This is a genomic window from Pseudomonas kairouanensis, from assembly GCF_004682055.1.
GTDB lineage: Bacteria > Pseudomonadota > Gammaproteobacteria > Pseudomonadales > Pseudomonadaceae > Aquipseudomonas > Aquipseudomonas kairouanensis.
Genome location: NZ_QUZU01000005.1, coordinates 60,498 through 73,141 on the forward strand (window position 1 = coordinate 60,498; position 12,644 = coordinate 73,141).

The window sequence follows — 12,644 nt, forward strand, 5'->3', positions numbered from 1 at the left end:
GGGGCTTGCTCCCGATAGCAGTCTTTCAGTCAATACATCAGTGACTGAACCACCGCCCTCGGGAGCAAGCCCCCTCCCACATTTGGATCTCCATTTACTTCGACAGAAAGCGCATGCCTTCTTCCAACCCCCGCAAGGTCAGCGGATACATCTGATCCTCCACCAACTCCCGCACAATGCCCGTCGATGCCGTATACCCCCAGGTGTCCTTCGGGTACGGATTAATCCAGATCAGCTTTTTGTACTTGGCCATGAAACGCTGCATCCACACATAGCCCGGCTCTTCATTCCAGTGCTCCACGCTGCCACCGGCCTGGGTAATCTCGTAGGGTGCCATCGACGCATCGCCGATAAAGATCACTTTGTAGTCGGCGCCGTACTTGTGCAGCAGGTCCTGTGTGGAGGTGCGCTCCGAGGTGCGGCGCTGGTTGTTCTTCCACACCGATTCGTACACGAAGTTGTGAAAGTAGAAGTACTCCAGGTGCTTGAACTCGGTCTTGCACGCCGAGAACAACTCTTCGCAGATTTTGACGTGGGCATCCATCGAGCCGCCGATATCGAACAGCAGCAGTAGCTTGATGGTGTTGCGCCGTTCCGGGCGCATCTGGATGTTCAGCAAGCCGGCATCGCGGGCGGTGTGGTCGATGGTGCCGTCGATGTCCAGCTCTTCGGCCGCGCCCTGGCGCGCGAACTTGCGCAGGCGGCGCAGGGCGATCTTGATATTGCGCGTGCCCAGTTCTACCTGGTCGTCGAGGTTCTTGTACTCGCGCTGGTCCCACACCTTCACGGCCTTGCCCTGGCGCTTGCCGGCATCGCCGACGCGAATGCCTTCGGGGTTGTAGCCGCCGGAGCCGAACGGGCTGGTGCCGCCGGTGCCGATCCACTTGTTGCCACCGGCGTGGCGTTCCTTTTGTTCTTCCAGGCGTTTCTTGAATTCCTCGATCAACTTGTCGAGGCCGCCCAGGGATTGGATCTGCGCGCGTTCTTCATCGCTCAGCGAGCGTTCGAACTCCTTGCGCAGCCAGTCTTCGGGGATCAAGGCCTGCAAGTGATCGTCGAGCTTTTCCAGGCCGTTGAAATAGGCGCCAAAGGCCCGGTCGAACTTGTCGAAATGCCGCTCGTCCTTCACCAGAATCGCCCGGGCCAGGTAGTAGAACTCGTCCATGTCGGCGAAGGTCACGCGCATTTTCAGCGCGTTGATCAGGTCCAGCAGCTCGCGCACCGACACCGGCACCTTGGCGGCGCGCATTTCGTTGAACAGGTTGAGTAGCATCAGCGGTTACCGCGACGGCTCATGAACGCCAGACGCTCCAGCAACTGCACGTCTTGCTCGTTCTTCACCAGCGCGCCTGCCAGCGGTGGGATGGCCTTGGTCGGGTCGCGCTCGCGCAGCACGGCTTCGCCGATGTTGTCGGCCATCAGCAGCTTGAGCCAGTCCACCAGTTCGGAGGTGGAGGGTTTTTTCTTCAGGCCCGGTACCTTGCGCACGTCGAAAAACACGTCCAGCGCTTCGCTGACCAGGTCTTTCTTGATGTCGGGGTAGTGCACGTCAACGATTTTTTGCAGGGTGGTGCGGTCTGGGAAGGCGATGTAATGGAAGAAGCAGCGGCGCAGGAACGCGTCCGGCAGCTCTTTTTCATTGTTGGAGGTAATGATGATGATCGGGCGTTTCTTGGCCTTGATGGTCTCGTCGATCTCGTAGACGTAGAACTCCATCTTGTCGAGTTCTTGCAGCAGGTCGTTGGGGAACTCGATGTCGGCCTTGTCGATTTCATCGATCAGCAGGATTACCCGCTCTTCGGACTCGAAGGCTTCCCACAGCTTGCCCTTTTTCAGGTAGTTGCGTACGTCGTGCACCTTGTCCACGCCCAGTTGGGAGTCGCGCAGGCGGCTGACCGCATCGTACTCATACAGGCCCTGGTGGGCTTTGGTGGTGGACTTGATGTGCCAGGTGATCAGCTTGGCGCCGAAGGACTCGGCCAGTTGCTCGGCAAGCATGGTCTTGCCAGTGCCGGGCTCGCCCTTGACCAGCAATGGCCGTTCCAGGGTGATGGCGGCGTTGACGGCCAGTTTCAGGTCGTCGGTGGCCACATAGGCCTGGGTGCCTTCGAACTTCATCGGTGTTTCCTCGAATTCATCAATGCCCGGACTATACCGCGCAGCCCCGGCGACTGTGAACGCAGACGGGTTATTCAGTCTCTGAATGGGTGGTCACCCGACCCCCTGTAGGAGCGAGCTTGCTCGCGAAGAACGCAAGGGCACCGCGTTTATCAAGGCAGCCCGCGTTATCGTTGATACTTTTCGCGAGCAAGCTCGCTCCTACAGGCGGCGGGTTTAGTCGGTGCTGGGCTTGGGTTGCTCGTAGCGCGCATTAAAGGCCTGGATGAAACCATTACGCAAAATCGCCAAAAACGCCGAGAACGCGCTGACATCCTGCTGATGTACGCTGCCACTCAGTTCCACGCGGGTGGCAAATTGGTTTTTTTGCTGGTTTTTCAGTACGGTCTCACTGGCCCCGACCACCGCCTCCCAGATCGAGCGGAAGACGTTCTTGTCCTTGTTCTCTACGTCCTGCTTCCAGTCGAACACTTCCACATCCCGCAGCAGCGGCTTGATATAGCCGGTGAGCTGGCCTTTCTCGGCCTGGGCCTCGATCACCACATCGCCGGTGCCAGCCTTGAAGTCGAACTTGCCGTAGGCCGAGGCGAAGTCGTTCATGCGCTTGAGTTGCAGGTCTTTGGCGCGAAATCGGAACTCGAAGTTTTCAAAATTACTCAAGGGATCAAAGGTAGCGGTGGCTTCCAGTGGCGCCTGGCCTTGCAGCAGGGCCTTGCCTTCGAAGCGGGCGTCGCGCTTGCCTTTGACGTCGACGATATTGGTCAGGTTGTAGAAGCTGGCGTTCACATTGGTCGCGTTGATGTTCACGGGCGGTTTGGAGTTGAAGTTGCGAAAGGCGATCTTGCCGTCTTCGATGCGCACTTCATCGAGGGTAATGGGGGCCAGCTTGCTGAGCTGCTCGCGCCAGTCGGTGCCCTTACCGGTCTGGGACGCCTGCTTGTTGGCGCCGCCATCGACGAAGTTCACCTCAGGGTTGATAAACCGTACCTTGGCCACCACCGCATGATCATTGATCAACGACTGCCAACTCACCGACAGGTCGATCAACGGTGCCTTGACGAAAGGCACCGGCACCTTGCCGTCGACTTTGACGATCTCCAGGCCGTTGATCTTGTACGCGCCGCGCCACAGGGCCAGGTCCACATCGGTGACCTGGCCGCGGTAGTCGCCCATGTTGGCGAGCTTGTCATTCAGATAGTTGCGCACCAGATAGGGCAGGGCGAGGTTCAGGGCAACCAGCACCACCACCAGAGCGGCGGCCGTCCATAGTGGCCAGCTGTAGCGACGTTTCATGGGGGGTGTTCTCCATACAGGTAGGCGATTGACCGCCGGGTACCCCGCAACGTTCCTCTGACTGGACGCCTTGCACCTCTAGGCATACCCTTATGCCCTTCCTGAAACCGCCAAATAGGACCCGTCATGAGCCGCATTTTTGCAGACAACGCGCACTCCATCGGCAATACCCCCCTGGTACAGATCAATCGCATCGCACCGCGTGGCGTGACCATCCTGGCCAAGATCGAAGGGCGCAACCCTGGGTACTCGGTGAAGTGCCGCATTGGCGCGAACATGATCTGGGACGCCGAAAGCACCGGCAAACTCAAGCCGGGCATGACCATTGTCGAACCCACGTCCGGCAACACCGGCATCGGCCTGGCATTTGTCGCCGCCGCCCGTGGCTACAAGTTGCTGTTGACCATGCCCGCATCCATGAGCATCGAGCGGCGCAAGGTGCTCAAGGCCCTGGGCGCCGAACTGGTGCTGACCGAGCCGGCCAAGGGCATGAAGGGCGCCATCGAGAAAGCCGCTGAAATCGTTGAGAGCGACCCGGCCCAGTACTTTATGCCGGGCCAGTTCGAAAACCCGGCCAACCCTGCAATCCACGAAAAAACCACCGGCCCGGAGATCTGGAACGACACCGATGGCGCCGTGGACGTGCTGGTGGCGGGCGTGGGTACCGGCGGCACCATCACCGGCGTGTCGCGCTACATCAAGAACATTGCGGGCAAACCGATCCTGTCGGTGGCCGTGGAGCCCATCGTGTCGCCGGTGATCACCCAGGCGCTGGCCGGTGAGGAGATCAAGCCCAGCCCCCACAAGATCCAGGGCATCGGCGCCGGTTTTGTGCCGAAGAACCTCGACCTGTCGATGGTTGACCGGGTGGAATTGGCCAGCGATGAAGAGTCCAAGGCCATGGCCCTGCGCCTGATGCAGGAAGAAGGGATTTTGTGCGGTATCTCCTGCGGCGCGGCCATGGCCGTGGCGGTGCGCCTGGCGCAGAAGCCGGAGATGCAGGGCAAGACCATCGTGGTGATTCTGCCGGACTCCGGTGAGCGCTACCTGTCGAGCATGTTGTTCAGTGATTTGTTTACCGAGCAGGAAAACCAGGCTTGATGTGTGTCAGCACCGATACCTTGGGCCTTCTGCATACTGGCCCAAGTGTTTATGATGCCCGGCGCATTTTTTCAGGAGTTGCTGCATGACCTTTTCTTTGGCGGCCAAGCTGTCGGTGTTGCTGGTGTTTATCGGCAGCACGCTGTACGTGCACCTGCGCGGCAAGGCCCGTTTGCCGGTGTTGCGCCAGTTCGTCAACCATTCGGCGCTGTTCGCCCCGTATAACGCCTTGATGTACCTGTTTTCGGCGGTGCCGTCCAAGCCCTACCTGGACCGCAGCAAGTTCCCGGAACTGGATGTGCTCAAGGACAACTGGCAAGTGATCCGCGAAGAGGCCATGCACCTGTTCGACGAGGGTTACATCCGCGCCGCCGAAAAGAACAACGACGCCGGGTTTGGTTCGTTCTTCAAGAAGGGTTGGAAGCGCTTCTACCTCAAGTGGTACGACAAGCCGCTGCCATCGGCCGAGGCGCTGTGCCCTAAAACCGTGGCCCTGGTCAGCAGCATTCCCAACGTCAAGGGCGCGATGTTTGCCCTGTTGCCGGGCGGCAGCCACCTCAACCCGCACCGCGACCCGTTTGCCGGTTCCCTGCGCTATCACCTGGGGCTGTCCACGCCGAACTCCGACGCTTGCCGCATCTTCGTCGATGGCGAGGAGTACGCCTGGCGCGACGGTGACGACGTGATGTTCGACGAAACCTACGTGCACTGGGTGAAGAACGAAACCGAAACCACCCGTGTGATCCTGTTCTGCGACATCGAGCGGCCGTTGAGTAACCCCTTGATGACCCGCGTCAACCGTTGGGTCAGCAAGCAACTGGGCCGCGCCACCGCGCCGCAGAACCTGGATGACGAGCGTGTGGGCGGGATCAACCAGGCGTATGCCTGGAGCAAGACGTTCAGCGACAAGTTCAGCGGGGTGGTCAAGCAGTGGAAACGCAAGCATCCCAAGGCTTATCGGGTTGCGCGGCCGGTGTTGGCGGTGGTTGTGCTGGTACTGCTGTGGAAGTGGTTGTTCTGATCTGAACGCGGTCAAAAATGTGGGAGCGGGCTTGCTCGCGAATGCGGTATGTCAGTCACAAATGTTTCGACTGATCCACCGCATTCGCGAGCAAGGCCCCTCCCACATTTGGTTTTGCAGTGTTGCTTAGGACGCAATCAGCTGGCGCAGGACGTAGTGCAGGATGCCCCCCGCCTTGAAGTACTCCACTTCATTGAGAGTATCGATCCGACACAACACCTCGACCTTCTCCTTACTCCCATCCTCCCGCGTAATCACCAGCGTCAGGTTCATCCTGGGCACGATCTCCACGTCCGTCAGCCCAAGAATGTCGATCTTCTCCTTGCCACTGAGCTTAAGGCTCTTGCGGTTCTGATCGAGCTTGAACTGCAACGGCAACACGCCCATGCCCACCAGGTTGGAGCGGTGGATCCGCTCGAAACTCTCGGCGATCACCGCCTTGACCCCCAGCAAGTTCGTGCCCTTGGCCGCCCAGTCGCGGCTGGAACCGGTGCCATATTCCTGGCCCGCAACCACCACCAATGGCGTTCCTGCCGCCTGATACTTCATCGACGCATCGTAGATCGCCATCTTCTCCCCGGTGGGGATGTACAGCGTATTGCCGCCTTCCTCGCCACCGAGCATTTCATTGCGGATGCGGATATTGGCAAAGGTGCCGCGCATCATCACTTCGTGGTTGCCCCGGCGTGAGCCGTAGGAGTTGAAGTCGCGCGGTTCCACGCCTTGCTCGCGCAGGTAGCGGCCAGCGGGGCTGTCGGCCTTGATATTGCCGGCGGGGGAGATGTGGTCGGTGGTCACCGAGTCCCCCAGCAGGGCCAGTACATTGGCGCCCGTTACGTCCTTGATCACCGGCAGCGGCCCGGCAATATCGTCGAAGAACGGTGGATGCTGGATGTAGGTGGAATCCGCCTGCCACACGTAGGTGGCGGCTTGCGGCACTTCAATGGCTTGCCACTGCTCGTCACCGGCAAACACTTCGGCGTATTCCTTGTGGAACATGCCGGTGCTGACCTGGGCCACCGCATCGGCAATTTCCTGGCTGCTGGGCCAGATGTCTTTCAGGTACACCGGCTTGCCGTCCTGATCGTTACCCAGCGGCTCGCTGCTGATATCGATACGCACGGTGCCGGCCAAGGCATAGGCCACCACCAGCGGCGGCGAGGCCAGCCAGTTGGTTTTCACCAAGGGGTGCACGCGGCCTTCGAAGTTACGGTTGCCGGAGAGCACCGAGGCCACGGCAAGGTCAGCCTTTTGGATGGCTTTTTCAATCGGCTCGGGCAACGGGCCGGAGTTGCCGATGCAGGTGGTGCAGCCGTAACCCACCAGGTCGAAACCAAGCTTGTCGAGGTACTGGGTCAGGCCCGCCGCCTTGTAGTAGTCGGTGACCACCTTGGAGCCGGGCGCCAGGGAGGTTTTGACCCAAGGTTTGCGCGTCAGCCCCTTTTCCACGGCTTTTTTCGCCACAAGGCCGGCGGCCATCATCACACTGGGGTTGGAGGTGTTGGTGCAGGAGGTGATGGCGGCGATGACCACGGCGCCGTTTTTCAGGCGGTAGGTGTGGCCGTCGTACTCATAGTCGGTCTCGCCCACCAGGTCCGCATTGCCCACGGCCACGCCGCCACCGCCTTCGCTTTCCAGGCGGCCTTCTTCCTTGTTGGTGGGTTTGAATTGCAGGTCGAGAAAATCGCTGAAGGCCTGGCCGACATGGGGCAGGGCCACACGGTCTTGCGGGCGTTTCGGCCCGGCCAGGCTGGCTTCGACACTGCCCATGTCCAGGGCCAGGCTGTCGGTGAACACCGGTTCCTGGCCGGCATTGCGCCACAGCCCTTGGGCCTTGGTGTAAGCCTCTACCAACTTCACGGTTTCTGTCGGGCGACCGGACAGGCGCAGGTAGTCCAGCGTCACCTCATCCACCGGGAAAAAGCCACAAGTGGCGCCGTATTCCGGGGCCATGTTGGCAATGGTGGCGCGGTCGGCCAGGGGCAGGTCGGCCAGGCCGTCGCCGTAGAACTCGACGAATTTACCCACCACGCCTTTTTTGCGCAGCATCTGGGTCACGGTCAGCACCAGGTCGGTGGCGGTGATGCCCTCTTTCAATTTGCCGGTGAGCTTGAAGCCGATCACTTCCGGGATCAGCATCGACACCGGCTGGCCGAGCATCGCGGCCTCCGCCTCGATACCGCCCACACCCCAGCCCAGTACGCCCAGGCCATTGATCATGGTGGTGTGGGAGTCGGTGCCCACCAGGGTGTCGGGGAAGGCGTAGGTGCGGCCATCTTCGTCCTTGGTCCACACCGTGCGGCCCAGGTATTCGAGGTTGACCTGGTGACAGATCCCGGTGCCCGGCGGCACGACGCTGAAGTTGTCGAAGGCACTCTGGCCCCAGCGCAGGAAGGCGTAGCGTTCGCCGTTGCGCTGCATTTCGATGTCGACGTTCTGCTCGAAGGCGTCGGCGTTGCCGAACTTGTCCACCATCACCGAGTGGTCGATCACCAGGTCTACCGGCGACAGCGGGTTGATGCGCTGCGGGTCGCCACCGGCCTTGGCCACGGCGGCGCGCATGGCGGCCAGGTCGACCACCGCGGGTACGCCGGTAAAGTCCTGCATCAGCACGCGGGCGGGGCGGTATTGGATCTCGCGGTCGGACTGGCGCTCTTTGAGCCAGGCGGCAATGGCCTTGAGGTCGGCGCCGGTGACGGTCTTGTTGTCTTCCCAGCGCAACAGGTTTTCCAGCAGCACCTTGAGGGACATCGGCAACGTGTCCAGGTCGCCCAGGCTCTTGGCGGCTTCGGGCAGGCTGAAGTAGTGGTAGGTCTTGCTGTCTATTTGCAGGGTCTTGAGGGTACTCAGGCTATCAAGCGATGACATGACACGACTCCTTATGGGTCCGCACGGCTACGGACCTGACGGGACGAACAGAGCTATCAACTTAGCGCTGTTTTCATTAGCAGGCTAATAACTGGACTCTATGGTGAAGTCCAAGGTTCCGAAGTCGGCTATCATGCGCGCGTTTTCATGACAGGCATTGCGCTACAGCAATCCCGTTGCCAGGAGATTTGATGAACACCCTCTTTATGCACTGCCGCCCAGGTTTCGAAGGCGAAGTCTGTTCCGAGATCGCGGAACACGCCGCGCGCCTGAACGTTTCCGGCTACGCCAAGGCCAAGACCGGCAGCGCCTGCGCCGAATTTGTCTGCACCGAGGAAGACGGCGCCCAGCGCCTGATGCACGGCCAGCGTTTTGCCGAGCTGATCTTCCCGAGGCAGTGGGCGCGCGGGGTGTTCATCGACCTGCCGGAAACCGACCGCATCAGCGTGATCCTCGCCCACCTGCAAGGCTTCCCGGTGTGCGGTAGCCTGTGGCTGGAGATGGTCGACACCAATGATGGCAAAGAGCTTTCAAACTTCTGCAAGAAATTCGAAGTGCACCTGCGCAAGGCCTTGCTCAATGCCGGCAAGCTGGTGAATGACCCGAGCAAGCCACGCCTGTTGCTGACCTTCAAGAGCGGCCGCGAGGTGTTCATGGGCCTGGCGGAGTCGAACAACTCGGCGATGTGGCCCATGGGCATCCCGCGCCTGAAGTTCCCGCGCGAGGCGCCGAGCCGTTCGACCCTCAAGCTGGAGGAGGCCTGGCACCACTTCATCCCTCGCGATCAGTGGGACGAGCGCCTGCATGGCGACATGACCGGCGTGGACCTGGGCGCCGCCCCCGGCGGCTGGACCTGGCAACTGGTCAACCGCGGCATGCTGGTGACCGCCATCGACAACGGCCCCATGGCCGAAAGCCTGATGGACACGGGCCTGGTGCAACACTTGATGGCCGATGGTTTTACCTTCGTGCCCAAGCAGCCGGTGGACTGGATGGTCTGCGATATCGTCGAAAAACCGGCGCGCAACGCAGCCCTGCTGGAAACCTGGATCGGCGAGGGGCATTGCCGCGAAGCGGTGGTGAACCTGAAATTACCGATGAAGCAGCGTTATGCCGAGGTGAAGCGTTTGCTCGAACGTATCGAGGAAGGCTTCAAGACGCGGGGCATTCGGGTGGAGATTGGCTGCAAGCAGCTGTATCACGACCGCGAGGAAGTGACCTGCCACCTGCGCCGCCTGGTGGATGTGAAGAAGCGCAAGTAGCCACGTCGGCTAAAGCGTTGACCACAAAAATGCAGGCCAGCACCGGGAAACGATACGGAATCGGCCGCGGCGCAGCCTGGTCGGCGAGCAAATGGCCGGGCGAGTGCCGGTGTTTTTTCAGGTAGTTCACGCCACGCCGCACGCTCTCGGTGTATCCCGCGCCGCTCAGCGCACTGAGGGCGTGGGCACTGCTGATCACATCGCTGGCTTGCCCCGCCACCTGGCCCCATCCGCCATCCGGGTTTTGCGTGCGGTGCAGATAGGCCATGGAACTGGCCAGCACCCGGTCGTCACCCTGGTCACACAACCGCAGTGCAGCGCTAGCGCGCGCAATGGCAAAGGTTGAACTCAGGCTCCAGCTGCGCTCGAACGTGCCGTCCTCCTGCTGGGCACCGCGCAAAAACCTCAAGGCGCTGTCCACGACCTCCCTGTAAGTGTCACCGGCCGGTTGCAGCACCAGGATCGCGTTGGCGGTCATCGTGGCTTCGCACGGGTGATGGCGCAGGTAAGTGGGAAAGCCTCCGTCAGGGTTGGCCATGCTCGCCAGATAATCCTGGCCGCGCCGGATCGTCGATGCATACCTCACGGGATCTACCTGCTGCAGGCACTCGACGGCCAGGCAAGTGCTATCGATATCGGTTTGGCGCACGTTCTCGGTGTACGCCCACGCACCGTCCTGCGCTTGTAGCGACACCAGGTAGTCAGCCATCTGCCGCACCCGCACCGAACGCCTGCCGGCTTTGCTCAGGGCAAGCCCGGCGAAGGCGGTGAGGTAAACCGTCATATGGGTGATAAAGGGCAGCCCGCCGTCGGCGTTGCGTTGGTTGAGGAGGCTATGGACGCCTTGGATCAGCAGCGGATGAGCCGGTGCACAGGTGTGCAAGGCCAGTAACCCGATCAAGTGGGCCGACAGATGGCCCTCCCAGACTTCCCTGGCGCTGCCGTGGCCCAGTTGTTCGAGAAGAAAGTGACGGTCCTGCGCGAGGATCGGCTGGCCGTTGCCATGGGTGTTGATGATCTTGATCGCGCACAGGGTCAGGCATACCCAGGCGGCCTGGCCTGTGTAGTCAATCGAGGCGCTGTCTTCGGGGGGGAGGTACGCGGTAGCGTGGATCAGCGCCAGGTAGGTGGTGAACATCCATTTTTTGCGTTCGACCCGCAGGTGTTCCCTGGGCAGCGTGTTGGTGAGCAGGCCGCGCTCAACGGCATGCAGGTTTTTGCCTTGCAGGTAGCGGTCCAGAAACCGGGCCAGTGAGCGCTGCACCTGTGGCAGGCACTGCATGCGACGCAGTAAAACCAGCATCAACAGCGACTCCAGGCCACGGCTGTTGCAGCGTTGGCGGATGGAGCCTTGGTCGTCGATGTACTGCATTAGCTCATCACGGGCGGCGGTCTTCAGAGCGTGGAGGTGTGAGGGTTTCATCGTCCGGATGCGTCAGTCGGCCCAACTCTTCTTAAGCGTGACCTGTGGGGGGCAAGGCATAAGACTGGTTGGCGATATACCGCCAGGGCGGTAGTGCAAATGGTCATTTTGCAGCGGCGCGACTTCATGGTTTTTAAAGGCATTGCAACCGATGCGCAGGGAGCCGCCATGAGACCGATCACTGTTCCACCCATTTACTGCCCGCTGCCCGTGAGGCAGCACCCGACCAGGGATGCAGTAGAGCAGCCCTGCCGTGAATGGCTGCAGCGATGGGGCCTGTTCCCCAGTCAGTGGCAGCGCGAACGGTTGGGTGCAATGAGGGTGGGTCAGTTGTGCAGCATGATTTACCCCGTTGGCCCACAGCAAACCCTGCAAATTGCCACGGATTACATCATGTGGGCCTTTGCCTTCGACGATGAGTTGTGTGATGAGGGCCCGGCGAGTGAAGACCCGGGCCTGTTGATCGAGGCCAGTTGCCGGATCCAGCGCATGCTGGAATCACCTGAAAAGGAGGTGGACCCCACTGATCGCTATGGCAAGGCCCTGCTGGATATTCGGCGACGCCTGCTGGCCGAATGCCAAGAGACGCAGGCGGCTAGATTCGGTGCGTTGATGCGCACCTATTTCATGGCCGAAATGTGGAAGTCCGTCTCGGCGCAGCCGTCGTTGAGCGACTACATGCCCCAGCGTCTGATGGGCGGTGGCGGCATGACCTTTCCCTTTTTCTGTCACGCCGTGCCCCGGCTCGACTTGGATGAAGGCGAGTTGGCCGACCGGCGGATCGTCGCGTTGACGGAAATGGCGGCCATGTTTGCCTTGTGGGACAACGATATTTTTTCCTGGCCCAAGGAGGTGTTTCGTCAACAGAACAAGAAGGGTCACAACCTGATCGAGGTGATTGGCCGTGAGTACTGCTGCTCGGTGGAAGATGCACTGGTGGTTGCCGTCGATCTGCGTGAGCGCACGCAAGGTCTGTATCTAAGGCTGCATGAGTGCATGCTGGGCCAGGTGTCGCCACCGATGCGCGAGTACTTGCTGGGATTGAATGCCTACATCAGCGGGGTATTGCAATGGCACCGCACAACGCCACGGTTCCGGTTTATCAACGGGGTGGATGGCGCCGCATGCCTGCGCGGTGGGGAGCCCGCGAGCAGCCCGCGCCCGCTGGGGGGCGACGCGCCGCCAATCGCCTCGATCGCCTGGTGGTGGCATTACGACCCTGCGGCTAAAGAGCGGTGGTCCGGGCCTTGAAATTGGGCAACAATGCACGCCAGTTTCAGGAGTGAACCATGAGCGAAATTTTCGACACCGCCGTCGACGGTACCCTCGACGCCACCGGCCTCAACTGCCCGGAGCCGGTGATGATGCTGCACCAGCACATCCGCGACCTGCCGCCCGGCGGCTTGCTCAAGGTGATCGCCACCGACCCGTCCACGCGCCGCGATATTCCCAAGTTCTGTGTCTTCCTGGACCACGAACTGGTGGATCAGCAGGAACAGGCCGGGACCTACCTGTACTGGATTCGCAAGAAATCCGCCTGATTGGCGCTGGCTACCTG

General features: G+C 60.9%; 10 protein-coding genes. 5 read left to right on the top strand and 5 right to left on the bottom strand.

What is annotated here, in order from left to right; translation table 11 throughout:
* Positions 1-94: 94 nt before the first annotated feature.
* The 3 genes from DYL59_RS06225 to DYL59_RS06235 form a co-directional block, all read right to left on the bottom strand.
* Positions 95-1,273, bottom strand: a complete 1,179-nt coding sequence (locus tag DYL59_RS06225) for a vWA domain-containing protein (RefSeq protein ID WP_017736274.1) — start codon at positions 1,271-1,273, stop codon at positions 95-97.
* A complete protein-coding gene (locus DYL59_RS06230; protein ID WP_003210690.1) occupies positions 1,273-2,118 on the bottom strand; it encodes an AAA family ATPase in 846 nt (281 codons plus the stop codon). Before DYL59_RS06230 ends, DYL59_RS06225 begins: the two co-directional genes overlap by 1 nt.
* A gap of 216 nt (positions 2,119-2,334) precedes the next feature.
* The gene (locus DYL59_RS06235) at positions 2,335-3,411 is read right to left on the bottom strand and encodes a DUF748 domain-containing protein (RefSeq protein WP_135288399.1); all 1,077 of its coding nucleotides are present in this window, start codon (positions 3,409-3,411) and stop codon (positions 2,335-2,337) included.
* A 126-nt stretch (positions 3,412-3,537) separates the two neighbouring features.
* On the opposite strand from DYL59_RS06235, the gene cysK reads away from it, so the two are divergent.
* Together cysK and DYL59_RS06245 are read left to right on the top strand one after the other, a co-directional pair.
* Positions 3,538-4,512, top strand: coding sequence for a cysteine synthase A (gene cysK, locus DYL59_RS06240; RefSeq protein ID WP_105696738.1), 975 nt, complete (start codon positions 3,538-3,540; stop codon positions 4,510-4,512).
* An 85-nt stretch (positions 4,513-4,597) separates the two neighbouring features.
* Complete coding sequence (locus DYL59_RS06245) at positions 4,598-5,533, top strand: aspartyl/asparaginyl beta-hydroxylase domain-containing protein (protein WP_135288400.1); 936 nt, start codon at positions 4,598-4,600, stop codon at positions 5,531-5,533.
* Positions 5,534-5,659: 126 nt separating this feature from the next.
* Here the strand turns inward: DYL59_RS06245 and acnA are convergent, their stop codons facing one another.
* Positions 5,660-8,401: an aconitate hydratase AcnA gene (acnA, locus tag DYL59_RS06250; protein WP_135288401.1), complete on the bottom strand. Its 2,742-nt coding sequence runs from the start codon at positions 8,399-8,401 to the stop codon at positions 5,660-5,662.
* Positions 8,402-8,592: 191 nt separating this feature from the next.
* Here acnA and rlmM point away from each other — a divergent pair, with 191 nt between their 5' ends.
* Positions 8,593-9,663: a 23S rRNA (cytidine(2498)-2'-O)-methyltransferase RlmM gene (rlmM, locus tag DYL59_RS06255; RefSeq protein WP_135288402.1), complete on the top strand. Its 1,071-nt coding sequence runs from the start codon at positions 8,593-8,595 to the stop codon at positions 9,661-9,663.
* On the opposite strand, the gene DYL59_RS06260 is transcribed toward rlmM, so the two are convergent.
* Positions 9,554-11,086, bottom strand: a complete 1,533-nt coding sequence (locus DYL59_RS06260) for a prenyltransferase/squalene oxidase repeat-containing protein (RefSeq protein WP_135288403.1) — start codon at positions 11,084-11,086, stop codon at positions 9,554-9,556. The two genes, rlmM and DYL59_RS06260, sit on opposite strands and share 110 nt — an antisense overlap.
* Before the next feature lie 339 nt (positions 11,087-11,425).
* Between DYL59_RS06260 and DYL59_RS06265 the strand changes: the two genes are divergently transcribed.
* On the top strand, positions 11,426-12,337 hold the full coding sequence (locus DYL59_RS06265) for a terpene synthase family protein (protein ID WP_238340622.1): 912 nt from the start codon (positions 11,426-11,428) through the stop codon (positions 12,335-12,337).
* Between the two features lie 38 nt (positions 12,338-12,375).
* Positions 12,376-12,627 carry a sulfurtransferase TusA gene (tusA, locus tag DYL59_RS06270; RefSeq protein ID WP_135288404.1) on the top strand — a complete coding sequence of 84 codons (252 nt, stop codon included), beginning with the start codon at positions 12,376-12,378 and terminating at the stop codon, positions 12,625-12,627.
* Positions 12,628-12,644: the final 17 nt, after the last annotated feature.

Coding starts and splice junctions, on each gene's coding strand:
- DYL59_RS06225 (WP_017736274.1), bottom strand. CDS start 1,273: ATGCTACTCAACCTGTTCAACGAAATGCGCGCCGCCAAGGTGCCGGTG.
- DYL59_RS06230 (WP_003210690.1), bottom strand. CDS start 2,118: ATGAAGTTCGAAGGCACCCAGGCCTATGTGGCCACCGACGACCTGAAA.
- DYL59_RS06235 (WP_135288399.1), bottom strand. CDS start 3,411: ATGAAACGTCGCTACAGCTGGCCACTATGGACGGCCGCCGCTCTGGTG.
- cysK (WP_105696738.1), top strand. CDS start 3,538: ATGAGCCGCATTTTTGCAGACAACGCGCACTCCATCGGCAATACCCCC.
- DYL59_RS06245 (WP_135288400.1), top strand. CDS start 4,598: ATGACCTTTTCTTTGGCGGCCAAGCTGTCGGTGTTGCTGGTGTTTATC.
- acnA (WP_135288401.1), bottom strand. CDS start 8,401: ATGTCATCGCTTGATAGCCTGAGTACCCTCAAGACCCTGCAAATAGAC.
- rlmM (WP_135288402.1), top strand. CDS start 8,593: ATGAACACCCTCTTTATGCACTGCCGCCCAGGTTTCGAAGGCGAAGTC.
- DYL59_RS06260 (WP_135288403.1), bottom strand. CDS start 11,086: ATGAAACCCTCACACCTCCACGCTCTGAAGACCGCCGCCCGTGATGAG.
- DYL59_RS06265 (WP_238340622.1), top strand. CDS start 11,426: ATGATTTACCCCGTTGGCCCACAGCAAACCCTGCAAATTGCCACGGAT.
- tusA (WP_135288404.1), top strand. CDS start 12,376: ATGAGCGAAATTTTCGACACCGCCGTCGACGGTACCCTCGACGCCACC.